The organism is Mesorhizobium sp. B4-1-1, assembly GCF_006439375.1.
Lineage (GTDB): Bacteria > Pseudomonadota > Alphaproteobacteria > Rhizobiales > Rhizobiaceae > Mesorhizobium.
The window spans coordinates 255,842-279,391 of sequence record NZ_VFTH01000006.1; the positions used below are offsets into that span (position 1 = coordinate 255,842).

Sequence of the window (23,550 nt, forward strand, 5' to 3'; positions counted from 1 at the left end):
GGCACCTCGACCTATTCGGTGTTAGCCGTCACCGGCCGGATCGGCGGCGCCGGCGGTAAGAGCGCGCGTATGTCGGCAAAGGGGAAAGTCGGCTCGAAGCGGAAGGCCTCGGCCAGCGCGCCGGCGGCGCCGTTGCATTGTCCGGCGCGAAATTCGTTCTGGAGGCGTGCCCTGTGTACGTAGTGCTCCGGACCTTGCGACTGGTGCGCGCGGATCGCTTTCGCCTTGATGTCCCAATGATGCGAAATCTCGACATAATGCGTCGGCGAAAAACCGGTGCCGCCGAGCGTGTCGGCATGCAGCACCGGGACGGCGAAGGATGCGGCTACGCGCACACCGTCGGACAGGGCGCGATGGTCGCCATGGTAGTCGTAGGGCGCATGGGTGATCGCGAGGTCGGGTTTCACCTCGCCGATCAGCGCCTTGAGCACCGAAATCAATGCCGCATCGGCGACGAGCGCGCCGTCGGGAAAGTCGAGGAAACGCGGCTCGACGCCGAGCAGGTCCGCCGCCTTGGCCGCTTCCTCGCGCCGCAAGCGGGCAAGCGCCTTCGGGTTGCCCGTGCCGCCCTTGGCCCCATCGGTGGCTATCGCAAAAGCCAGTTCTGCGCCTTGCGCCGCATAGGCGGCCAGCGTACCGAACATGAATATCTCGATGTCGTCGGGATGTGCCCCCAGCGCCAATATCTTCACGTCGTCTCTCCCGGAAATGGTATGCCGAACGGAATCCTGCTCGCCCTGATCGCCTATGCAAGCTATTCGTTCAGCGACGGGGTCATCAAGAGCTTGGGCGGGCAGTTCACCGTCTTCGAGATCGGCTTCTTCTCGACCTTGTTTGCCGGCTGCTTTCTGTTCTTCACCAAGCCCAGGGACGAACGCTGGCGCAACTTCTGGCGCACCAAAAGGCCATGGGCGGTGCAGGCGCGCGCCTTGGCGGGCATCGCGTCCGGTGTGCTCAGCGTTTATTCCTTCACCACCATTCCGCTGGCGGAAGTCTACGCGCTGATCTTCCTGGCGCCGCTGCTGGTCACCATCCTGTCGACGGTCATCCTGAAGGAAAAGGTCGGTCCCTGGCGGTGGCTGGCCGTCGTCGCCGGCTTCGTCGGCGTCATGCTGGTGGTGCGGCCGGGCTTTCGCGAATTGCATCTCGGCCATCTCGCCGCCTTCGCCAACGCCTTCCTCGCCGCCACCAGCGTCATCCTGATGCGCTCGCTCGCCCAACAGGAAAAGCGCACGACCATTCTCGGCGCGCTGGTCGGCTATGGCCTGGTCTTCAACGGCGTCGGCGCGGCCGCGACGTCGTTCTCGCTCCCCAATCTCGGGCAATTGGTCTGGCTGATGCTGGCCGGTGTCTTCACCGCCGGCGGACAACTGCTGCAATTGCTTGCGGTCAAATACGCGCCCGCGAACCGCATCGCGCCGACCCATTACTCGCAGATCGTCTGGGCGGTCATCCTCGGCGCGCTGTTCTTCCAGGAATATCCCGACTGGCTGTCATTGGTCGGCCTGGCGGTGGTCGGCGCTTCCGGCCTTCTGACGATGGTGCGCGAGGAGGTGAGGCTCGGCACCGTGCGCTGGAACCCGTTTTCGCGCACCAGGCTTTGACCGCGCACCGGTCTGGCAAGTTGCATGGCGACCGCGACCGCTGATATGCGGGCCAGATGACGACGAAACCCCTGCCGGAGCTTCCGGTGACTGCCGTGCTGCCGGCGCTCGGCGAAGCGCTCTCGCAGCGCAGCAGCGCCGTGCTGGTGGCGCCGCCCGGCGCCGGCAAGACGACGCTGGTGCCGCTGGCGCTGCTCGACGCGTCCTGGCTGGGGCAGGGCCGGATCGTGCTGCTCGAGCCGCGCCGGCTGGCCGCTCGCGCGGCCGCCCGCCGCATGGCTGAGCTGCTCGGCGAGGAACCCGGCGGCACGGTCGGCTATGCCATGCGCATGGAGAACCGCACGTCGGCGCGGACAAAAATCCTGGTCGTCACCGAAGGCGTGCTCTCGCGCATGATTCTCGACGACCCGGAACTGCCCGGCGTTTCGGCGGTGATCTTCGACGAATTCCATGAGCGCTCGCTCGACGGCGATTTCGGCCTGGCGCTGGCGCTCGACGTGCAGGCCGCGCTGCGGCCGGATCTGCGTCTGCTGGTCATGTCGGCGACGCTCGACGGCGCCCGCGTGTCGAGGCTTCTGGCGCAGGCACCGGTGATCGAAAGCGAGGGCCGCGCTTATCCGGTCGAGATCCGCTACGACGAACGGCCGGCAGGCGTGGCGGTCGAGGACGCCATGGCCAAGGCCGTGCGCGCGGCCCTGGCCGGCGAGCAGGGCAGCGTGCTCGCCTTCCTGCCCGGACAGCGCGAGATCGAGCGCACGGCCGAGCGGCTTCAGGGCAATGTCGCCGCCGACACCGACATCGTTCCGCTCTACGGCCAGCTCGACAACCGGGCGCAGGATCAGGCAATCAAGCCTGCGCCGCCGAGTCGCCGCAAGGTGGTGCTGGCGACCTCGATCGCCGAGACTTCGATCACCATCGACGGCGTGCGCGTCGTCATCGATTCCGGCCTGTCGCGGCTGCCGCGCTACGAGCCGGCGAGCGGCCTGACCAGGCTCGAGACGGTGCGCGTCAGCAAGGCCTCGGCCGATCAGCGCGCCGGCCGCGCCGGCCGCACTCAAGCCGGCATGGCGGTGCGCCTGTGGCGCGCCGAGCAGACCGCGTCGCTTCCCGCCTTCACGCCGCCGGAAATCCTCGAGGCCGATCTGTCCGGACTGTTGCTTGACTGCGCCGCCTTCGGTGTCGCCGATCCGTCGAGCCTCTCCTTCCTCGATCCGCCGCCGGCCCCGGCGCTCAGCGAGGCGAGGGTGCTGCTGAAAGCGCTGCATGCCATCGACGATGCCGGCCGGCTGACGAAGGCGGGCGCCGCCATGCGCAAGCTGGCATTGCCGGTGCGGTTGGCGCATATGGTGGCCGAAGCGGTGAGAGGCGGTCATGCGCAGGAAGCGGCGACACTTGCCGTATTGCTGACCGAGCGCGGATTGGGCGGCGACAGCGCCGATCTCGAACGCCGCCTGATCCGCTTTCGCGGCGAGAAATCGCCGCGCGCCAACGCCGCCAGGCAGCTCGCCGAGCGTTTGGCCAGACAAGCCGGCGGCGGGCAGGCCGGCGAGGCGGCCTCTGCCGGCTCGCTCCTGATCCATGCCTGGCCGGATCGAGTGGCAAGGGCGCGCGGCGAGCGCGGCCGCTTCGTGCTTGCCAATGGTTCGGGCGCCATGGTCGATGCCGCCGATCCGCTCGCCAATGAAACCTGGCTGGTGGTCGCCGACCTGCAGGGCAAGGCGCAGAACGCCCGCATCACCGCCGCCGCGCCGGTCGGCGAAGCCGACATCCGCGCCGCTCTTGCCGATCGCATCGAGACGAGGCGCGAGACGAGTTTCGACCGCGAGCGCCGCGCCGTGCGGGTGCGCGAGACCGCGCGGCTCGGCGCCATCACCTTGTCCGAGCGTATGCTGCCGGCGCCGTCGGGCGCCGATGCCGATCAGGCTATCCTCGACGCTTTACGGGAGCACGGTCTGGCTCTGCTCGATTGGGGCAAGGATGCCGAGACGTTGCGGCAGCGGCTCGGCTGGCTGCATCGCGGCCTCGGCGCGCCCTGGCCCGACGTTTCGGATGAAGCGCTGGTCGAGGGGCTCGACGATTGGCTCCTGCCCTTTCTCTCCGGCGACGCCTCTTTCGCGGCCATCAAGCCGGCGACTTTGTCGTCGGCACTTATGGCCTTGGTCCCGCACGACCTGCAGCGCAAGGTCGACGCGCTGGCGCCGACCCACTTCGACGCGCCGTCGGGTAGTCACGTGCCGATCCGCTACGACGGCGAATGGCCGGTGCTTGCGGTCCGCGTGCAGGAGCTGTTCGGCCTCGACCGTCATCCCGCGATCGCCAACGGCACCGTGCCGCTGACGCTGGAGCTTCTCTCGCCGGCGCATCGCCCCATCCAGACGACGCGCGACCTCCCCGGCTTCTGGCGCGGCTCCTGGGCGGATGTGCGCGCCGACATGCGCGGCCGGTATCCCAAGCATGTCTGGCCGGAAAACCCGCTACTGGCCGCCGCCACCAGCCGTGCCAAGCCGCGCGGAACGTAGGATTGCACAGAAGCTTGGTGGGCCTCGCTGGCGAGCGGTATACGTTGGCGATTGGCGCAAACGCCCATCACTTCGTCATCCTCGGGTCTGCGCTCCGCTTCGCGTCGCTCCGCCCGTGGATGATTAAGTCGCGAAGGCCCCGGCCAAACACCAAGCGCTCATGATGGTGAACCGAAACACCGGCTGCCAATCGCTCAAGTCGCCTTTACAGCGCTACTGGCGCTTACCCTTCCGCGGTTATAATCGTAAGTCGATGATCAACATCCTGCGAGCGCCCGATTCCCAGCAAAGCCAGCGGTTGCGGCTCAACACGCTGATCCGCCTGCGCTGGCTGGCCATCGTCGGCCAGAGCCTGACCGTGCTGGTCGTCGCCTATGGCCTGAAATTCCCGCTGCCGGTGTCGATGTGCTTCGCGCTGATTGCGTGCTCGGCCTGGATGAATCTGTGGCTGACCTTCCGCTATCCGGCGGCGCACCGCCTGACCCCGCTTTCGGCCTTCGCGATTCTCACCTTCGACGGCATCCAGCTCACCGGCCTGCTCTACATGACCGGCGGCCTGACCAATCCGTTTTGCGTGCTGCTTTCCGTGCCGGTCGTCATCTCGGCCGCTTCGCTGCCGCTGCGCATGACCGCGGTGCTGGGCGCGCTGGTCATGATAGCCGCCACTCTGCTGGTGTTCTTCCACCTGCCGCTGCCCTGGTACGAGGACGCGCCGCTGCCGATGCCGTTCATCTATGTTGCCGGCATGTGGATGGCGGTGTTCGCCTCGATCGCCTTCACCGCCATCTATGCCTTCCGTGTCGCGGCGGAGGCGCGCCTGCTCGCCAACGCGCTGGCCGCCACCGAACTGGTGCTGCAGCGCGAGCAGCATCTGTCGGCGCTGGACGGGCTGGCGGCGGCGGCTGCGCATGAGCTCGGCACGCCCTTGGCGACCATCACCGTCGTCGCCAAGGAGATGGAAAAGGCGCTCGGCAAGGACCCGAAATACGGCGAGGACGTGAAGCTCCTGCGCTCGCAAAGCGAGCGTTGCCGCGAGATCCTGAAGCGGCTGACCAGCCTTTCCTCGGAAGGCGAAGCGCATATGTCGCGCATGCCTCTCACCTCGCTGGTCGAGGAGGTGACGGCGCCGCATCGCGATTTCGGCATTTCGATCCGGCTGCGGCCCGGCGAGCGTATCGGCCCCGAGCCCGTTGGCCAGCGCAGCCCCGGCGTCATCTACGGGCTCGGCAACCTGGTCGAGAATGCCGTCGATTTCGCCCGCAAGTCGGTCACCGTCAGCTGGAGCTGGGACAATGACGAGGTCATCTTCTCGATCACCGATGACGGGCCGGGCTTTCCGGCCGAGATCATCGACCGCATCGGCGAGCCCTATATGTCGACGCGCCAGGGCACCGAGGCCGGCGGCGGCCTGGGGCTAGGGTTGTTCATCGCCAAGACCTTGCTGGAACGATCGGGCGCCACCATCGATTTCCGCAATTCGAGCGGGCTTGGCGAAGGCGCGGTGGTGCAGATCGCATGGCCGCGCGGCGTCTTCCTCAACCAGGACCATGCGTCGGCCACCACGTTCGACAACGCCTGAAGCAACTCCAGGAAAAGTGCGCAGCGGTTGGGCTCGGCGACTTCGCCGTAGTTTTCCGTCCGGAATTGCGAAACGGTGAAAAAGCCCTGCATTTACCAATTGGCAGCTCTGTTGCCGGCTGTAAAAATTGGACATTGCCGTTGCGGGACTGTATCTGCGTAAAAGTGAGGCATATCGTCCAGAACTGTGCAGCTTTTTTGGGAAACGACGTGCCCGGAAACAAGGACTTAAGGCGCATTCGCTAGAATTCGTTTCGGGGGCGAGGTGGTTCAAGTCAGTGGGATGCCGATAAGATGAGCGGAGACGAAACGACTGGCGCAATGGTCGAGGGCGAGGACACCTCGCTGCTCATCGTCGAGGACGACAAGCCGTTCCTCACCCGGCTCGCCCGGGCCATGGAGACCCGGGGCTTCGTGGTCGAGACGGCGGAGAGCGTGGAGGAGGCGGTCGCCAAGGCGCGCGCCCATCCGCCGGCCTATGCGGTGGTCGATATGCGGCTCGGCGATGGCAATGGCCTCGATGTCGTTGCCGCCATTCGCGAGAGGCGCGACGACGCCCGCGCCATCATCTTGACCGGCTACGGCAACATCGCCACCGCGGTGACCGCGGTGAAGCTCGGCGCTATCGACTACCTCTCCAAGCCCGCCGACGCCGACGACGTCTTCGCCGCGCTTACCCGGACCTCAGGCGAGCGCGCGGCACCGCCGGAAAACCCGATGTCGGCCGACCGCGTGCGCTGGGAGCACATCCAGCGCGTCTACGAAATGTGCGACCGCAACGTGTCCGAGACGGCGCGCCGGCTGAACATGCATCGGCGCACCTTGCAGCGGATCCTCGCGAAGCGGGCGCCGCGCTAGGCAAGCGTCGTCATCCACGGGCGAAGCGGACGCGGAGACCCGAGGATCCGTGCCCGGAGCAGAATTCTGCGCCGTGGGCACCGCTCCGATGTAACGGAATGGATCCTCGGGTCTCCGCGTCCGCTTCGCTCCTTGCTTCGCCCGTGGATGACGAAGAGGCGGACGTTTCGGCCAATTTTCGAAGCATCGGCTGCGGTGTCGCCCGTAAGCCTTGCATCGCCGCTGACGTTGCGCATCATTGGACCACAGATTCCCGGCAACAGGCTAGGTTAGCGAGGCACCATGCAAGACGAACGGCCGAAATCGATCCTGCGTGAATTCCTCGACGGCGAGGCCGCTGGCGGCATCATCCTGATGGTGTCTGCAGCCCTTGCACTGATCGTCGCCAACTCGCCTTTGGCCGGCACTTACTTCGCTGTCCTGCACGCCTATCTCGGGCCGCTCAGCGTCTCGCACTGGATCAATGACGGGCTGATGGCGGTGTTCTTCCTGCTGGTCGGGCTGGAGATCAAGCGCGAGATGCTGGACGGACAGCTCTCGACCTGGCCGCGCCGCGTGCTGCCGGGCGTCGCCGCCGCCGGCGGCATGCTGGTGCCGGCGCTGGTCTATGTCTTGATCAACCGCGACAATCACGCGGCACTCTCCGGCTGGGCGATCCCCACCGCCACCGACATCGCCTTCGCGCTTGGCGTGCTGTCGCTGCTCGGCAGCCGCGTGCCGGCCTCGCTGAAAGTCTTCCTCACTGCTCTCGCCATCATCGACGACCTCGGCGCCGTCATCATCATCGCGCTGTTCTACACCAGCGGCCTGTCGCTCGCCTACCTCGCGGCCGCCTTCGTCGTCATCGCCTTGCTGGTCGTGCTCAACCGCATGCGCGCCATGAAGCTCTGGCCGTATCTGCTGCTCGGCGCGCTGCTGTGGGTGCTGGTGCTGAAGTCGGGCGTGCACGCCACGCTAGCCGGCGTGGCGCTGGCGCTCACCATCCCGCTGGAGCGTTCTCCCGGCATCAGCCACGATCTCGAACATTCGCCGCTGCACCGGCTGGAACACGGCCTGCACAAGCTCGTCCCCTTCCTCGTCATCCCGATCTTCGGCTTCGCCAATGCCGGCGTCTCGCTCGGCGGCCTGAGCTTTGCAGCCCTTGTCGAGCCGCTGACGCTGGGCGTCGCCGCCGGCCTGGTGTTGGGCAAGCTGGTCGGCGTCTTCGGCTCCTCGGCCCTTGCCATCCGCTTCGGCCTCGCCGACCTGCCGGTCAATGCCGGCTGGCTGCATATGCTGGGCATTTCGTTGCTTTGCGGCATCGGCTTCACCATGAGCCTGTTCATCGGCCTGCTCGCCTTCGCCAGCGACCCGGCGCTCCAGGACGCGGTGAAGGTCGGCATCCTTGCGGGGTCGCTGATCGCGGCGCTGCTGGGCGCCGCCATCCTGCTCATGGCGCCGGCGGCGAGTGGGGTGGACGAGGACGTGGAATAGGTCAGCTGCAACGCCTATTTCCTCTCCCACCTTGTACGACGAGCAACAGGCGCTACTCGCTCTCGCCATCCAGCGCCGGCACCGCGACGCCGGCGAGCTCGGCCGCCAGCAGCCGCGCGGCGCCCGCGCGGGCGATCCGCAGCATCAGCGCCTTGCGCGTCGCAGCCGCCATGCGGTGCTCGGGCGCCTCGCGCAGGATCTCCGCGCCATAGCCGTCGGAGAGGATGAAGCCGCACTCCTCGGGAAAGATGTCCTGGGGAACGCCGGGATGGGTGGCGAAGAAGAAGCGGTCGGAATGCAGACGGTAGTCAGGCCATTTGCGGTCGACCCGGAAATCCTCGATCGAGGATTTGATCTCGATGATCCAGATGTCGCCCTGCCTGGTCAGCGCGACGAGATCGGCGCGGCGGCCTGTCGCCAGGGAAAGCTCCGGCAGCACATGCGCGCCCATTTCGGTCAGCAGCCGCTGCACGCCGCGCCGCACCAGCATGGCGCGCTCCGACTGGCGGCCGTCGATCAAAGGGTTGAGGGGAATCGGGGAAACAATGGGCATGGCAACCACCATGCCAGATTTTGTTCACGGTTTGAACCCGTTTTCTATGGGCTTCGCTGCGCCCTTATTGCGAATCCCTCGCTCGAAACTCATCCGCCAGGAGCCTGGCCAGGTGGTCGCGGCTCAGGCTCAGTGTCTCTTTCAGGAACCACAGGAAGTTGCGCGGGCCGTCGGTCGGCAAGCCGGTTTCCTCGGCCTGGGTGATGACCGCGCGCTGGCGCTCGATCCGCTGTTCAATCTCGCGGATATGCTGCTCGACCCGTTCGATGTCTTCTTGCATGCCCATGCCCCAGCAATCTCATTGTGCGGTTGTCAAAATAGCACCAAACCGGAAATGGTCGGAGTTCAAAGCCAGGTGGGAGGCTCAAGAAAAGTTTAGTTCTTGCTAATCAAATCCCCTGGCAGCAATCTCACCGTGGAGGAATTCCCCATGACCCGCGATCAGATGCTCGCCCACCTCCGGTCCGCTGACGCCGCCGCGCGCGAGGCGGCGGCGCATGGGCATCATCCGTTCGGTTGCGTGCTTGTCGGGCCGGACGATCGCGTTTTGATGCGGCAGGGCAATCTCGACACGGTGCGCCATGCCGAGACAGAGCTCGCCCGCCGGGCCGCGGCGGCCTATGAGCCGGAGTTCCTGTGGCAATGCACGCTGGTCTCGACCTTCGAACCGTGCGCGATGTGCGCCGGCACGATGTACTGGGCGAATATCGGGCGCCTGGTCTATGGGGTCGAGGAAACCAGCCTCCTCGGGCTCACCGGGGATCACGCGGAGAATCCGACGATGAACCTCGCCTCGCGCACCGTCCTCGCTTCCGGCCAGAAGAAGATCGAGGTGTTGGGCCCCTTTCCCGAAATCGCGGACGAGCTGCTCGCCCCGCACCGCGATTTCTGGAAGCGCTGACGGAACTCTGCCCCTCAGGCCGCTCCCGCCATGTCATCCAGGATCGGGCAGTCCGGCCGCTCATCGCCGTGGCAGGCGTGGATTAGCTTCTGCAGCGTCCCGCGCATCGACTGCAATTCGCGCAGCTTCTCCTCGATCGCCCTGACATGGGCGGCGGCGATTTCGCGCACGTCATGGCTGGCGCGGCCGCGGTCCTGATAGAGCGCCATGAGCTGCCTGCAATCGTCGATTGAGAAGCCGAGATTGCGCGCACGGCGCAGGAAGGCGAGCCGGTGGATATCGTCGCCGGAGTAATCGCGATAGCCGTTCTCGGCCCGCGCCGGACGGATCAGGCCGATCTCCTCATAGTAGCGGATGGTCTTGGCCGGCAGGCCGGAACGCTCGGCGGCATCACCGACATTCATGGCGCTCTCCTCGAATTGAGGCGGCTCTCCGAGCTGCCTCATTGATTTTGCTTCACAATCCGGTGAGGCCTGTTGCGGAAATGCCGCAGTTCAGCACTTACCGGTAGGGAAGGTCTTGCATATAGGCAGTGCGCGCTTGGCAAGCAAAAGAAATGCCAGCATGAATGATGGCAAGAAAGCGGCCGACTCGTGCCGCTGCTATTGAGACGGGGCGTCGGACCTATTCATGCGCTTGAAGTCATTTGCAATCCTCGCCGCCCTTGCGCTGTCGACCGCGATCAGCGGGTGCAGCACCATCGGTGGGCAAATGTTCACCAACAACTATGGCGCGATGAGCGATGCCGGCTATCAGCTGCCGCGCATCCCGATCGAGAAGGTCCCCGCCAGGTACCACCGCCAGGAAGTGCGGTACGACTCGCCGGAGAAGCCGGGCACCATCATCGTCGATACACAGAACAAGTTCCTCTATTTCATCGAGGGCGACGGCATGGCGATGCGCTACGGCATCGGCGTCGGCCGCGAGGGTTTTGAATGGCACGGCACGGCCCATATCGCGCTGAAGCGCGAATGGCCGACCTGGACGCCGCCCTCGCAGATGATCAAGCGCCAGCCCGAGCTCGCCAAATTCGCCGGCGGCATGGAGCCGGGCCTGAAGAACCCGCTCGGCGCGCGCGCCATGTATCTCTTCAACAAGGGCGGCGACATGGGCTACCGCCTGCATGGCAGCCCGGAATGGTTCTCGATCGGCAAGGCGATGTCGTCGGGCTGCATCCGGCTGATGAATCAGGACATTATCGACCTCTACGACCGCACGTCGGTCGGCGCCAAGGTCATCGTGATGTGATCACGAAGGCCGAGGCCAAAAGCTTTCGCAAGCGGACCGTCTAGGCAACAACAAGACGTCCAAGAACAGAAAACCGGGCTGTTGGGGCCCGGTTTTTTGTTTTTGTGTCTTGGATCGGAATTCGCCTCGCCGCACTACGCGGCGGGCGAAGTGGATTCTCAGGCGACCTGCTCGACCTGCTGGACTTCCGGCACGAAGTGGCGAAGCAGGTTCTGGATGCCGTGCTTCAGCGTCGCCGTCGACGACGGGCAGCCGGCGCAGGCGCCCTTCATGTGCAGGAACACGGTGCCATTCTCGAAGCCGCGGAAGGTGATGTCGCCGCCGTCCTGGGCAACGGCCGGCCGCACGCGCGTGTCGAGCAGTTCCTTGATGGTCAGCACCAGCTCTTCGTCGGCCTTGTCGTAGAACTCGCCGGTCTCGCCGGCTTGGCTCGCCGGAGCGGTCGTGGCCATGACCGGCGCACCGGACATGAAATGCTCCATGATGGCGCCGAGGATCGCCGGCTTCAGATGCTGCCAGTCCGGACCGTCCTTGGTCACGGTGATGAAATCATAGCCGAAGAAGACGCCGGTGACGCCCGGGATCTCGAACAGACGGCCGGCCAGCGGCGAGGCCTCCGCCGCGGCTTCGGCGTTGCGGAAATCGGCTGTGCCTTCGCCCACCACTTCCTTGCCCGGCAGGAATTTCAGCGTCGCCGGGTTCGGCGTCGATTCGGTCTGGATGAACATGGGTATCTCCAGGCCCTTCCCGGGCCGATAGTTTGGAATAATTCTAAATAGGCTCTATCGGCTGGACATTCAAGCGAAACGCGTCGCCCGAACAGCTGGCTGGCGGAATGCTTTTTCGGGCCCGTCACGGCTTTTGAAGTGGTGGCAGTGATCAGGTCGGCGGAGGCCGGGGATTGAGGTGGCTTAAGCTAAGCTGTCGATCTCCTCGTCGGACAGATTCTGCGGCACCACCGTGACTGGAATGGGGAAGGCCGCTCCCCGGCCGGCAACCGCGCTGACCAGTGGTCCAGGGCCTTCCTTGCCGGCGCCGGCTGCCAGCACCAGTATGGCGATGTCCTGGTCTTCCTCGATCAGCTTGTGGATTTCTTCCGTGGGCTTGCCCTCGCGCACGACCAACTCCGGTTCGATGCCGAGCTTCTGGCGCACCTTGTTCGCATAGCCGTCGAGCGCCGCGCGCGCCGTCGCATTCGCTTCCTCGCGCATGATCTTCTCGACCCCCAGCCAATGCTGAAAATCGTCCGGCACGATGACATAGAGCAGCACCAGCACGCCGCTGGTGCTTTGCGCCCGCTTCGAGGCATAGGCGACTGCGCGCTCGCATTCCGGCGTGTCGTCGATGATCGTCAGGAATTTCCTGCGATGGCCGGCTTCGCGGCTGAGGCGTTTGGAGACCATGTCTATCTGCTCGGTATGGTTTCGGCCGCAATCTGCCACCGCGGCCGACCGGCGGCAAGCCGTCGGTCGGCGCGGCAATGGTCCTATGGGACCAATCGTCGGTCAGTCCTGCAACAGGCCGATAATGTCACGCACCGTCTTCATCGTGCCCTCGGCGATCGCCCGCGCCCGGTCGCCGCCGTCCTTGAGCACGGCGTCGACATAGGCGCGGTCGCCCTCGATGCGGCGCATCTCGGAAGCGATCGGCGCCAGCTTCTCCACGGCAAGGTCGGCCAGAGCCGGCTTGAACACGGAGAATTGCTGACCGCCATATTCCCTCAGCACGTCTTCCTTCGAGATCTCGGCGAGACCGGCATAGATGCCGACGAGGTTTTCGGCCTCGGGCCGGCTTTCCAGCCCGTCGATCTCGCTCGGCAAGGCCTCCGGGTCGGTCTTGGCCTTGCGGATCTTCTTCGAGATGGTGTCGGCGTCGTCGGTCAAATTGATGCGCGAGAGATCCGACGGATCCGACTTCGACATCTTCTTCGAGCCGTCGCGCAGGCTCATGATGCGTGCCGCCGGACCACCGATCACCGGCTCGGTGATCGGGAAGTAACCGTTCACCGTCTCTTCGCCTATCCTCATCTCGACGCCGATGCCGAGTGCCGCGATCTTCTCGGAAAAGTCGTTGTTGAATTTCTGCGCGATGTCGCGGGTGAGCTCCAGATGCTGCTTCTGGTCCTCGCCCACCGGCACATGGGTGGCGCGGTAGAGCAGGATGTCGGCCGCCATCAGGCTCGGATAGGCGAGCAGGCCGAGCGAGGCGTTCTCGCGGTCCTTCCCGGCCTTGTCCTTGAACTGCGTCATCCGGTACATCCAGCCGATGCGCGCCACGCAGTTGAAGATCCAGGCAAGCTCGGCGTGCTGCATGACCCGCGACTGGTTGAAGACGATGTGCTTCTTCGGGTCGATGCCGGAGGCCAGGAACGCCGCGGTGATCGAGCGCGTCTGGTCGCCGAGGTCCTGATGCACCAGCTGCGCCGTCAGCGAATGCAGGTCGACGACGCAGTAGATGCAGTCGGACTGTTCCTGGAGAGCGACGAATTTCTTGATGGCGCCGAGATAGTTGCCGAGATGCAGGTTACCGGTCGGCTGGACGCCCGAAAAGACGAGTGGCTTGAAGGCGGACATGAATTCCTCATGGCTTGTGGAGGGCCGTATAAACATGATTCCAAAAAGTTGCAGACGTTTTGGAGCCAATCACACGGCTGGAAACCGCGCGCGGCGAAAGTCTTGCGACGGCGCGCTTATGGACGAAGCCGGGCGCGCGATCAAGAGGCGCGGACCGAGCTGGCATGGCTCATCGGTACGTTGACTTTGCCACGCATAAGCTACATCTTTCTAACTACATAAAGGAATGTAGCGATGACTATCAACATCAACAACAAGGAAGCCGACAGGCTGACGCGCGCTTTCGCCAAAGCTGAAGGGGTAGGCATCACCGAGGCAATCGTGATTGCCATGCGCGAGGCCCTGGAGCGGCGGCGCAATCGCGAGACGCCACTGGAAACGGCGGCGCGACTGCGAGCCGAGTTTGGAATCAAGCTTAGCGAACAAGCGCGCAAACCGTTGCCGCAGTCCGTTTATGATGAACTTTCCGGCGACGACTGATGTTTGTCGACGCAGCAGCCATCGTCGCGATCCTGAGCAACGAGACGGAAGCCGAGCGATGCGCGCAGGCCGTCATGGAGGCATCGGCACCGTTCACGTCGGCGATAGCCGTTTGGGAGGCCGCGATGGCGCTCGCGCGACCAGAAAAGCTGGCGATTCCGGTCGCAAGAAGCGCGGAGATTGTAGCTCGCTTTCTAGAAGAGCGGGCCATTGCCTTGCGCGAGCTTCCGCCTGCGGCCGAGGCAACATCTCTATCCATCGAGGCCGCTTCGCGGTTTCGCAACAATGCTGTCCGCCTAAACATGGCGGACTGCTTCCACTACGCTTGCGCGCGATACTACGCTGTTCCGATGCTTTCCACGGCCAATGAATTCCGGCTCACGGATCTGGAGACCGTTCCCTGACGGGTGGTGGCGCCTTGGGTGAACGACGTTTCACATTGCGCCGGACCATGCCGAAATCGGCGCCGCCGGTGCCGAAGGCGGCGATGAAGTAGAGCGCGGCGCCCCCGGCGACCAGGCCAAGCACCGTCGTCGCCTTCACCACGAGCGGCGAGCCAGGCCCAATCTGTGTGGCAAAGTGGCGCTCCGCGAAGTAAAGCGCCACGGCCATGATTACGGCGGAGAGCACCAGCCGGGGAATGCGTCTCAAGAGCGGCACGTCGCGGCCCCAATGGCCGCGTTTGATCAGCATGCCAAGCAGCATCAGCGCGTTGACCCAGCCGGCAACGGCCGAGGCCACCGCGATGCCCGGTGCGCCCATCGACGGGAACAGGGTCAATGCAGTGGCGACGTTCACGCCGACCGAGATGGCGGCAAAAATCATCGGTGTCCGGGTGTCCTCGCGTGCGAAATAGCCGGGCGTGAACGCCTTGATCAAAACGAAGGCGGGCAGGCCGAGGCCGAAGATCGCCAGGATCGAGGCGACGATCGGCGTCGAGTGGTTGGCGGCGAAGGCGCCGCGCTCATAGACCAGCCGCACGATCGGTTCCGACATCACCCAGAGCGCGGCTGCCGCCGGCAAGGTCATGAACAAGGTGAACTCGACCGAGCGGTTCTGCAGATTGGCGGCCTCGATCAGATTGCCCGATTTCAGCGCCCGCGACAGTTCCGGCAACAGCACGATGGCGACGGCCACGCCGACGACGCCGAGCGGGAGCTGGTAGATGCGATCGGCATAGGCGAGCGACGACACCGCGCTGTTCTGCGCCGAGGCGATCGCCGTGCCGATCAGCTGGTTGATCTGGGTGATGCCGCCGGTGATCGCCGCCGGCAGCGCCAGGATCAGCAACCTCTTGACGTTGGGCGTCATCTTCGGCCAGCGGAAGCCGATCGAGATGCCGGCATTGCGCACCGCTATCCAGACGATGGCAAGCTGCACGATGCCTGCCGCCAGCACGCCCCAGGACAAGCCGAAACCGACATCATGCGCGTCCAGCCCGTGATACCAGGCATAGGCGAGCACGCCGATCAGGATGATGTTGAGGAAGGCGGGCGCGATCGCCGCCGCGAAATAGCGGCGCAGCGAGTTCAGCATGCCGGCCATCATGGCGCCGAGCGACATGCAGATCAGGTACGGGAACATGATCGTCGCAAGCCGGACGGTCGTCTCGAACTTGCCTGGAATGTCGGCAAAGCCCGGCGCCACCAGATAGCGCACGATCAGCGGCATCGCCAGTTCCATCGCGATTGTCAGTGCCAAAAGCGCCGAAAACAGCACACCGAACACTTCCTCCGAAAAGCGCTTGGCGCCTTCGGTGCCATGCTGCTCGATCTCCTTGGCGAACAGCGGCACGAAAGCGGCGTTGAAGGCGCCCTCGGCAAACAGCCGGCGGAAGGTGTTGGGGAACTGGAAGGCGGCGTTGAAGGCGTCGGCGACCGGCCCGGTGCCGAGTGCCGCCGCCATCAGCATCTCACGGCCGAAACCCAGCGCGCGGCTCATCAGCGTGCCGGAAGCGACGGTGGCGAATTTCTTGACTAGGCTCATGCTGGGGACGACTGCCAGAAAAATTGCGTCAAATGGATGGTCACTCGGCCGCTGCCTTGGCCTTGCCGTTGCGTTCGGACGAATTGCCTTCGAGCGTATCGATCAGCCGCTTGTGGATGGTGGCGGTGCGCGTCGGGCTGTCGATCTTCAGTCCGGTCAGGTCGGTGACGTAAAACGTGTCGATGACCTTCTCGCCGAAGGTGGTGATATGCGCCGAGGCGATGTCGAGCGACAGGTCCGACAGCGTCCCGGTGATCTCGGACAGCAGGCCCGGCCGGTCCAGCCCCTCGACCTCGACCACCGAAAAGCGGTTCGACAGCGTGTTTCGGATCTCGGCGCGGGGCGGAATCCTGAAAGCCTTGGCGCCGCGCTTCGGCTTGGTGCGCTTCTCGATCATGTCGGGCAGCCAGCTCTTGCCGGACAGCACGTCCTCGATCAGCCGGCCGACCCGCTCGGCGCGCCGGCGCTCGTCCTCGTCGAGGTCGAATTCCCTCGAGATCAGGATCGAGTCCAGCGCCCGCCCGTCCGAGGTGGTGAAGATCTGCGCGTCGACGATGTTGCCGCCGGCCGCGGCACATGCCCCGGCGATGATCGAAAGCAGGCGCGGATGGTCCGGGGCCAGCACGGTGATCTCGGTCACCGCTTCGAACTCATGCGTCTTGACCATGGTGGCGAGCTTCTTGCCTGCCGCATCCGCCTCGCGGACGAACTCGGCGTGTCGCAACTGGTCGGGCAGATCGACGGTGAGCAGATAGTTCTCATAGTGCAGGGCGACGTAGCGTTTGCGCTCCTTCGCCGGCCATGCCGCCAGCGCCTCGGCCAGCCGCTCGCGCGCCGCCGTCGTGCGCTCGGCGCGCGACACCTCGGAAAAGCCGCCGGTCAAAAGCAGCTCCGTCTCGAAATAGAGTGTGCGCAGCAGCTGGCCTTTCCAGCCATTCCACACGCCCGGCCCGACGCCCCTGATGTCGCAGACGGTGAGGATCAAGAGCAGCTTCAGCCGCTCGACCGACTGCACGATGGAGGCGAAATCCTCGATCGTCTTGCGGTCGTTGAGGTCGCGCGTCTGCGCCGTCATCGACATCACGAGATGGTTCTCGACCAGCCAGGCGACGGTCTCGGTGTCGGCCGCCGACAATCCCATATGCGGACAGATGCGCCGCGCGATCCTGGCCCCGGCTTCCGAATGGTCCTCCGGCCGGCCCTTGGCGATGTCGTGCAAAAGCACGGCGACATAGAGCGCCTCGCGGCTCTTCTTCAGTCCCGGCATCAGCGTATGCGACAGCGGATGCACCTTCGCGCCGTCGCCGCGCTCGATCTCGGCCAGCACGCCGATGCAGCGGATCAGATGCTCGTCCACCGTATAGTGGTGGTACATCGAGAACTGCATCATGGCGACGATCCTGCCGAAGTCCGGGATCAGCCTGCCGAGCAGCCCGGCCTCGTTCATGCGCCTGAGATTGAGCTCGGCATTGCGGTCCGACGTCAGTATGTCGAGGAACAGCCGGTTGGCTTCCTCGTCGCGCCGGAGCGACTTGTTGACGAGCCCGAGCGAGCGGGTGAGCAGCTTCAGCGCGTCGGGGTGGAACTCCAGTCCGTGCTTGTCTGCGAACCAGAACAGCCTGAGCAGGTTGACCGGATCGCGCTCGAACACGCTGTCGTCGGCGATGTTGATGCGGTGGTTGTCGACGATGAAGTCGGAGGTGCCGGCAAGCTTGCGCTTGCGCCGCGAGAAGGTGAGGAAGATGCGGTTGAAGCCCGGCACGTGCTTGGCCTGCTCTTCCTCGAGCGCCGCGCAGAAGATGCGGGTGAGGTCACCGACATCCTTGGCGACGAGGAAATAGTGTTTCATGAAGCGCTCGACCGCCGACAGGCCGGGATGCGTCGTATAGCCCAGACGCTCGGCGATCTCGCGCTGGATGTCGAAATGCAGCCGCTCCTCCGCCTTGCCGGTGAGGAAATGCATGTGGCAGCGCACCGCCCACAGGAAATCCTCGGCCTTCTGGAATTCGCGATATTCGGCCTCGGTGAAGACGCCCTTCTCGACCAACTCCTCGCCGGTGCGCACGCGATAGAAATATTTGCCGATCCAGAACAGCGTCTGCAGGTCGCGCAGGCCGCCCTTGCCGTCCTTGACATTTGGTTCGACAAGGTAGCGGCTTTCGCCGGCCTTGGCGTGGCGCTCGTCGCGCTCGGCAAGCTTGGCCTGCACATACTCCGGCCCGGTGGTGCGCACCACTTCGTGGTCGAAGCGGGTGAGCAGCTCTTCATAAAGCTTCTGTTCGCCCCACAGAAAGCGCGCCTCGAGGATCGAGGTGCGGATGGTGATGTCGCTGCGCGAGAGCCTGAGGCACTCGTCGATGTTGCGGGTGGCGTGGCCGACCTTCAGCCCCATGTCCCACAGCATGTAGAGCATGTATTCGACGATCTGCTCGCCCCATGGGGTCTGCTTGTAGGGCAGCAGGAAAAGCAGGTCTATGTCGGAGCCCGGCGCCAGCGTGCCGCGGCCGTAGCCGCCGACGGCAACGACCGCCATGCGCTCGGCCGCAGACCGGTTCTTGACCCGGTAGACATGGGTAGCGGCGAAATCATAGAGCGCTCGGATCAGTTCATCCATCAGATGCGAGAGCCGCTCGGCGCAGGCATTGCCGCCGCCATCCTGCTTGAGCATGGCTTCGGCGATCTTTCGCCCTTCCGCCATCCTGGCCTTGAGCAGCTGGAGGACGGCCGTGCGAACAGCCGGTCCTGAACCGTCGCCGGCGCTCGCCGCCGTCAGCGCGGTCAAGTCGCGGCGCAAGGCGTCGCCATCGATGATTTCGTCGAGTTTGAGGGAGATCTTTGCCATTCGGCGGCGTCTATAGCCTGTTTTCGCGGCGCTGTGTATGGGGCCGGCCGCCGCGTTTTCAGCGGTGAGCAATAGCCAGGATACGCGGCTGCAAGACCAAAGCCGCAAAAATCCAAACCGGCCCTTGACCTTCCAGTTACTGGAAGCACTACCTCCGCCTCAAGTTCGAGATTCAGAGGCCTGGCCATGACCCATTCCGACCATCACCACCATCATGCGCATGGCGGCGGCTGCTGCTCCGCGAAGGATGCCGCGCCCGGCGCCGAAGCGGTGGTTCGCGATCCTGTCTGCGGCATGACGGTCGACCCGGCGGCCGGCAAGCCGACGGCCGAGCATGGCGGCCGGACGTTTCATTTCTGCGGCGAACGCTGCCGCACGAAATTCCAGGCCGAGCCGGAAGCATATCTTTCCGCCACCGACCCGGTCTGCGGCATGAATGTCGACCGCGCGAGCGCGAAGCACTTCGTTCGCCACGAAGGGCAGGGCTTCTATTTCTGCTCCGCCAGCTGCAAGGGCAAGTTCGAAGCCGAGCCGGCAAAATACCTCGCCGGCCGGCCCGAGCCCCAGCCGATGCCGAAGGGCACGCAGTACACCTGCCCGATGCATCCCGAGATCGTCCGCGACAAGCCCGGCTCCTGCCCGATCTGCGGCATGGCGCTGGAACCGATGGGCGTGCCGACCGGCGAGGAAGGCCCGAATCCCGAGCTCGTCGACTTCACCCGCCGGTTCTGGGTCAGCGCGGCGCTCTCCGTGCCCCTCCTGACCATCGCCATGGCGCCGATGCTGGGCTTCGAAAACCTCGTCGACGGCCGCGCCAAGACCTGGGTCGAGCTGGCGCTGGCGAGCCCGGTGGTGCTGTGGGCGGCGTTTCCGTTCTTCCATCGCGGTTGGGAATCGATCCTGAACCGCAGCCCCAATATGTGGACACTGATTTCGCTGGGAGTCGGCGCGGCCTATCTCTTCAGCCTGGTCGCTACGCTGTTCCCGGATGTCTTCCCGCATCAGTTCCGCGGCCATGACGGCGCCGTGCCGGTCTATTTCGAGGCCGCCGCCGTGATCGTCGCGCTGGTGTTTTTGGGGCAGGTGCTGGAACTCAGGGCCCGCGAGCGCACCGGCTCGGCCATTCGCGCGCTGCTCGACCTCGCGCCGAAGACAGCGCGGCTGATCGGCGCCGACGGCTCCGAGAAGGACGTGCCGCTCGACAGCGTCAAGTCGGGCGACCGCTTGCGCATCCGCCCCGGCGATGCCGTCCCGGTCGACGGCATCGTTCTCGAGGGTCGGTCGGCGATCGATGAATCGATGATCACGGGCGAACCGCTGCCGGTCGAGAAGACGGAAGGCGACACGCTCACCGGCGGCACGCTGAACAAGAACGGCTCGCTGGTCATGCGCGCCGAGAAGGTCGGCGCCGAGACCACGCTGTCGCGCATTGTCGAGCTGGTCGCCAAGGCGCAGCGCTCGCGCGCGCCGATCCAGGGTCTCGCCGACCGCGTGTCCTTCTATTTCGTCCCGGCCGTCGTGCTGGTGGCGGTCCTTGCCTTCATCGCTTGGGCGATCCTCGGTCCCGAACCGAGCTTGATCTTCGCCATCGTCTCGGCGGTGTCGGTGCTGATCATCGCCTGTCCCTGCGCGCTCGGCCTTGCGACACCGATGTCGATCATGACCGCGACCGGGCGCGGCGCGCATGCCGGCGTGCTGATCAAGGAAGCGGCGGCGTTGGAGCGGTTTGCCTCGGTCGATACGCTGATCGTCGACAAGACCGGCACGCTGACCGAGGGCAAGCCGCGGCTTACCGATGTCGTCGCGGCCGACGGCATCGATGAGAACGAGCTGCTGGGCCTCGCCGCCGCGCTCGAAAAGGGCTCCGAGCATCCGCTGGCCGAGGCGATCGTCGAGGGCGCCGCCGTGCGCGGTCTGAAGCTGGCCGACGCGGTCGATTTCGAAGCCATCACCGGCAAGGGCGTTTCGGGCACGGTTTCGGGCAGGAAGGTCGCGCTCGGCAATGCGGCGATGATGGCGGATCTCGGCGTCGAAACGTCGGCGGCCAATGCCGAGGCGATGCAGGCCGAAGGCAAGACGGCGATGTTCGTCGCCGTCGACGGTAGGTTCGCCGGCATCGTCGCTGTCGCCGATCCCGTAAAGGCAACGACAGCAGAGGCGATCAAGGCCCTGCACCACAAGGGCCTGCGCATCATCATGGCCACTGGCGACAACGAGCGCACGGCAAAAGCGATCGCCGGCAGGCTCGGCATCGACGAGGTCCGCGCCGGGCTGCTGCCGGACGAGAAGGGCGCGCTGGTCGAGGAATTGCGTGCCAAGGGTGCCGCCGTAGCCATGGCCGGCGACGGCGTCAACGACGCGCCGGCGCTGGCCAGCGCCGATGTCGGTATCGCCATGGGCACCGGCGCCGATGTCGCGGTCGAAAGCGCCGGCATCACGCTGGTCAAGGGCGACCTCAATGGTATCGTCAGAGCCCGCACGCTGGCTCAGGCGACGATCGGCAACATCCGCCAGAACCTGTTTTTCGCCTTCCTCTACAACGTGCTTGGCGTGCCGATCGCGGCCGGCGTCCTTTATCCGCTCACCGGCACGCTGCTGTCGCCGATGCTCGCGGCGGCGGCGATGAGCCTGTCGTCGGTGTCGGTCATCGCCAATGCCTTGCGGCTGAGAACATTGAAACTCTGAGCAATACCCCCAGATACGCTATCCAACAGAAGGAGACCTGAATGACCTTGGCCAAGAAAATCGTGCTGCTGCTGATGGCCGCCGGAATGCTGCTTGCCGTCTTCCTCGAAAGCGTGCCGGCTTCGTCGGAAGAGATGAAGCATGACATGTCCAAGATGGCGATGGGTGCCCAGAGCCCGGCCACCATCGGCTACGAGGCGGCGATGAAGAAGATGCACAAGGACATGATGATCAAGTACACCGGCAATGCCGATGTCGATTTCGTCCGCGGCATGATCCCGCATCATCAAGGCGCCATCGACATGGCCAAGGTGGTGATCGCCAATGGCAAGGACCCGGAAATCCGCAAGCTCGCCGAAGGCGTCGTCACGGCGCAGGAGGCCGAGATCAAGCAGATGCAGGACTGGCTCGCCAAGCATCCGGCGAAGTAGCCGCTGCGGAAATCCGGGCGGACCAGAAATCCGGGCGGCCACGAGCCTTCGGTCTGGATTTCCGGCCACGGCTGTGCTGCGATCCGCCTTCACGCGGAGAAAGCCATGCCCCCGTCAATCAACCGCTCGTTGATCAGAACCCTGAAGCTGCCGTCCGGCGAAGCCGTTCCGGTCCTCGGCCAAGGCACCTGGAAGATGGGCGAGGATCGACGGCGCCGCGCCGATGAGGTGGCGGCGCTGAAGCTGGGGCTTGACCTCGGCATCACGCTCATCGACACGGCGGAGATGTATGCCAGCGGCGGCGCCGAGGAAGTGGTGGCGGAGGCCATCGCCGGGCGCCGCGACGCGACCTTCCTGGTCTCCAAGGTGCTGCCCTCCAATGCCTCGCGCGCCGGCGTGAAGCGCGCCTGCGAGAACAGCCTGAAGCGGCTCGCCACCGACCGCATCGATCTCTATCTGTTGCATTGGCCGGGCAGCGTGCCGCTGTCCGAAACCGTCGAGGCCTTCGAGGCTTTGAAGGCGGCCGGCAAGATCCGGCATTGGGGCGTCTCCAACTTCGACACCGACGAGATGGAGGAACTGGTCGGCTTGGACCATGGCGGCGACGTCCAGACCAACCAGGTTCTCTACAACCTGTCGCGGCGCGGCCCCGAATTCGATCTTGCCCCCTGGTGCGCGGAGCGCGGCATACCGCTGATGGCCTATTCGCCGGTCGAGCAGGGCGCGCTGGCTCACAATACCCGGCTGGAAGTCGTCGCTGCCCGCCACAACGCCACCGCCGCACAGATCGCGCTTGCCTGGGTGATGATGCAGGACGGCGTCATCGCCATCCCGAAGGCCGGCCGCCAGGAGCACGTGCGCCAGAACGCCGCCGCGCTGAGCATCGAACTGACGCCGCAGGATTTCGCCGATCTCGATCGCGCCTTCCCGCCGCCGACGCGTAAGCGTGGGCTGGAAATGATCTAGCCGCCACTTCGGAATGCGCGGTTGAAAGAGAGCAAGCGTTGGAACGAATTTCAGCCGGACCTCATCACACGACCTATAAAATCGGCGACTTGACCGTTACCTCGTTGCGCGACGGTTATGTCGACATGCCGGTCCGGCGACTGCGCCAGCCGGGAGACAAGCCTTTCGGCGACGATCTCCCGTCGCAGGTACCGCTCTTCGACGGCGCGCTCAGATTGTCGGTCAACGCCTTTGCCGTCGACGACGGCCACGAAGTCACGCTGATCGATACGGGATCCTCGAACGCCTGGCACCCGACGATGGGCTTGCTGCCGCAGGCGCCGAGCGAAGCGAAGATCGCCGTCGATCGGATACGCACGGTTGCCCTCACCCACACCCATCTCGACCATATCCAGGGGCTCATCCTTCCGGGGGGTGGGGACGGTTTTCCGCTGCTCTCCCGCTTGCTTGTCCCCCGGCCTGAACTCGACATGTTCCGGTCGGAAGCGAGATTGAGCCGCTTTCATGATCAAGCGCTGCCTCTGGACCCGGGACGACACCTGAGCGCGAATATCGAGGCGATCGCCGCGCCGGGCCACGAAATCGGTCATACCTGCTTTCGCGTCACCAGCAGCGGCGAAACAGTGTTGGCCTGGGGCGACCTCGTGCATGTGCCGTCGCTTCAGTTCGATCGGCCGGAGGTCGCATGGGAATTCGACGCCGACCAGGAACAGGCGCGGGCAACCCGGCTGCGCATTTTAGCCCTTGCCGCCGACAACGCCTGGTGCGTGGCGGGAGCGCATCTCGATTCACCGGGCGTCGGCCGGGTTTCCCGATCCGGAACAGCCTTCCGCTTCGAACCTTTGTAGGAACG

General features: G+C 65.1%; 22 protein-coding genes. 13 read left to right on the forward strand and 9 right to left on the reverse strand.

Features of this window, described 5'->3' with window-relative positions:
- Positions 1-11: 11 nt before the first annotated feature.
- Positions 12-692: a PIG-L deacetylase family protein gene (locus FJW10_RS11520; protein WP_140900178.1), complete on the reverse strand. Its 681-nt coding sequence runs from the start codon at positions 690-692 to the stop codon at positions 12-14.
- 21 nt (positions 693-713) lie between these two features.
- Between FJW10_RS11520 and FJW10_RS11525 the strand changes: the two genes are divergently transcribed.
- From FJW10_RS11525 to nhaA, 5 genes are all read left to right on the forward strand, one after another.
- Positions 714-1,604, forward strand: a complete 891-nt coding sequence (locus tag FJW10_RS11525) for a DMT family transporter (protein WP_140832268.1) — start codon at positions 714-716, stop codon at positions 1,602-1,604.
- A gap of 56 nt (positions 1,605-1,660) precedes the next feature.
- Positions 1,661-4,123, forward strand: a complete 2,463-nt coding sequence (hrpB, locus tag FJW10_RS11530; protein ID WP_140900179.1) for an ATP-dependent helicase HrpB — start codon at positions 1,661-1,663, stop codon at positions 4,121-4,123.
- Between the two features lie 253 nt (positions 4,124-4,376).
- A complete protein-coding gene (locus FJW10_RS11535) occupies positions 4,377-5,702 on the forward strand; it encodes an ActS/PrrB/RegB family redox-sensitive histidine kinase (RefSeq protein WP_140900180.1) in 1,326 nt (441 codons plus the stop codon).
- Between the two features lie 293 nt (positions 5,703-5,995).
- A complete protein-coding gene (locus tag FJW10_RS11540; RefSeq protein ID WP_140832274.1) occupies positions 5,996-6,559 on the forward strand; it encodes an ActR/PrrA/RegA family redox response regulator transcription factor in 564 nt (187 codons plus the stop codon).
- Between the two features lie 282 nt (positions 6,560-6,841).
- Positions 6,842-8,032, forward strand: a complete 1,191-nt coding sequence (gene nhaA, locus FJW10_RS11545) for a Na+/H+ antiporter NhaA (protein ID WP_140900181.1) — start codon at positions 6,842-6,844, stop codon at positions 8,030-8,032.
- A gap of 52 nt (positions 8,033-8,084) precedes the next feature.
- Here the strand turns inward: nhaA and FJW10_RS11550 are convergent, their stop codons facing one another.
- Together FJW10_RS11550 and FJW10_RS11555 are read right to left on the reverse strand one after the other, a co-directional pair.
- Positions 8,085-8,585 (reverse strand): MmcB family DNA repair protein, encoded by a 501-nt coding sequence (locus FJW10_RS11550; protein WP_181177496.1) that lies wholly within the window; start codon positions 8,583-8,585, stop codon positions 8,085-8,087.
- Between the two features lie 64 nt (positions 8,586-8,649).
- The gene (locus FJW10_RS11555; RefSeq protein ID WP_140900183.1) at positions 8,650-8,865 is read right to left on the reverse strand and encodes a hypothetical protein; all 216 of its coding nucleotides are present in this window, start codon (positions 8,863-8,865) and stop codon (positions 8,650-8,652) included.
- A 150-nt stretch (positions 8,866-9,015) separates the two neighbouring features.
- Between FJW10_RS11555 and FJW10_RS11560 the strand changes: the two genes are divergently transcribed.
- Positions 9,016-9,486, forward strand: a complete 471-nt coding sequence (locus FJW10_RS11560; RefSeq protein ID WP_140900184.1) for a nucleoside deaminase — start codon at positions 9,016-9,018, stop codon at positions 9,484-9,486.
- Positions 9,487-9,500: 14 nt separating this feature from the next.
- Here the strand turns inward: FJW10_RS11560 and cueR are convergent, their stop codons facing one another.
- Positions 9,501-9,890, reverse strand: coding sequence for a Cu(I)-responsive transcriptional regulator (cueR, locus tag FJW10_RS11565; protein WP_140647351.1), 390 nt, complete (start codon positions 9,888-9,890; stop codon positions 9,501-9,503).
- 226 nt (positions 9,891-10,116) lie between these two features.
- Between cueR and FJW10_RS11570 the strand changes: the two genes are divergently transcribed.
- On the forward strand, positions 10,117-10,734 hold the full coding sequence (locus tag FJW10_RS11570) for a L,D-transpeptidase (protein ID WP_140682918.1): 618 nt from the start codon (positions 10,117-10,119) through the stop codon (positions 10,732-10,734).
- A 158-nt stretch (positions 10,735-10,892) separates the two neighbouring features.
- Here the strand turns inward: FJW10_RS11570 and FJW10_RS11575 are convergent, their stop codons facing one another.
- From FJW10_RS11575 to trpS, 3 genes are all read right to left on the reverse strand, one after another.
- Positions 10,893-11,462, reverse strand: coding sequence for a NifU family protein (locus FJW10_RS11575; protein ID WP_140647349.1), 570 nt, complete (start codon positions 11,460-11,462; stop codon positions 10,893-10,895).
- 183 nt (positions 11,463-11,645) lie between these two features.
- Positions 11,646-12,137, reverse strand: a complete 492-nt coding sequence (locus tag FJW10_RS11580; RefSeq protein ID WP_140647347.1) for a universal stress protein — start codon at positions 12,135-12,137, stop codon at positions 11,646-11,648.
- A gap of 102 nt (positions 12,138-12,239) precedes the next feature.
- Positions 12,240-13,307 carry a tryptophan--tRNA ligase gene (gene trpS, locus FJW10_RS11585; RefSeq protein ID WP_140832289.1) on the reverse strand — a complete coding sequence of 356 codons (1,068 nt, stop codon included), beginning with the start codon at positions 13,305-13,307 and terminating at the stop codon, positions 12,240-12,242.
- Positions 13,308-13,541: 234 nt separating this feature from the next.
- Between trpS and FJW10_RS11590 the strand changes: the two genes are divergently transcribed.
- Positions 13,542-13,787 (forward strand): type II toxin-antitoxin system VapB family antitoxin, encoded by a 246-nt coding sequence (locus tag FJW10_RS11590; protein WP_095766111.1) that lies wholly within the window; start codon positions 13,542-13,544, stop codon positions 13,785-13,787.
- Positions 13,787-14,191 carry a type II toxin-antitoxin system VapC family toxin gene (locus tag FJW10_RS11595; protein ID WP_140853930.1) on the forward strand — a complete coding sequence of 135 codons (405 nt, stop codon included), beginning with the start codon at positions 13,787-13,789 and terminating at the stop codon, positions 14,189-14,191. The genes FJW10_RS11590 and FJW10_RS11595 overlap by 1 nt, the downstream gene beginning before the upstream one ends.
- Here the strand turns inward: FJW10_RS11595 and murJ are convergent.
- Together murJ and FJW10_RS11605 are read right to left on the reverse strand one after the other, a co-directional pair.
- A complete protein-coding gene (murJ, locus tag FJW10_RS11600; RefSeq protein ID WP_140900185.1) occupies positions 14,166-15,773 on the reverse strand; it encodes a murein biosynthesis integral membrane protein MurJ in 1,608 nt (535 codons plus the stop codon). The two genes, FJW10_RS11595 and murJ, sit on opposite strands and share 26 nt — an antisense overlap.
- A 40-nt stretch (positions 15,774-15,813) precedes the next feature.
- Positions 15,814-18,615 carry a [protein-PII] uridylyltransferase gene (locus FJW10_RS11605; RefSeq protein WP_140900186.1) on the reverse strand — a complete coding sequence of 934 codons (2,802 nt, stop codon included), beginning with the start codon at positions 18,613-18,615 and terminating at the stop codon, positions 15,814-15,816.
- 186 nt (positions 18,616-18,801) lie between these two features.
- Here FJW10_RS11605 and FJW10_RS11610 point away from each other — a divergent pair, with 186 nt between their 5' ends.
- From FJW10_RS11610 to FJW10_RS11625, 4 genes are all read left to right on the forward strand, one after another.
- Positions 18,802-21,300: a heavy metal translocating P-type ATPase gene (locus tag FJW10_RS11610; RefSeq protein WP_140900187.1), complete on the forward strand. Its 2,499-nt coding sequence runs from the start codon at positions 18,802-18,804 to the stop codon at positions 21,298-21,300.
- A gap of 41 nt (positions 21,301-21,341) precedes the next feature.
- Positions 21,342-21,731, forward strand: a complete 390-nt coding sequence (locus tag FJW10_RS11615; protein ID WP_140900188.1) for a DUF305 domain-containing protein — start codon at positions 21,342-21,344, stop codon at positions 21,729-21,731.
- A gap of 105 nt (positions 21,732-21,836) precedes the next feature.
- Entirely contained in the window at positions 21,837-22,697 is an 861-nt protein-coding gene (locus tag FJW10_RS11620) for an aldo/keto reductase (protein ID WP_140900189.1), read from the forward strand.
- Positions 22,698-22,801: 104 nt separating this feature from the next.
- Positions 22,802-23,545 (forward strand): MBL fold metallo-hydrolase, encoded by a 744-nt coding sequence (locus FJW10_RS11625; RefSeq protein ID WP_246674216.1) that lies wholly within the window; start codon positions 22,802-22,804, stop codon positions 23,543-23,545.
- The last annotated feature ends 5 nt before the right edge of the window (positions 23,546-23,550 follow it).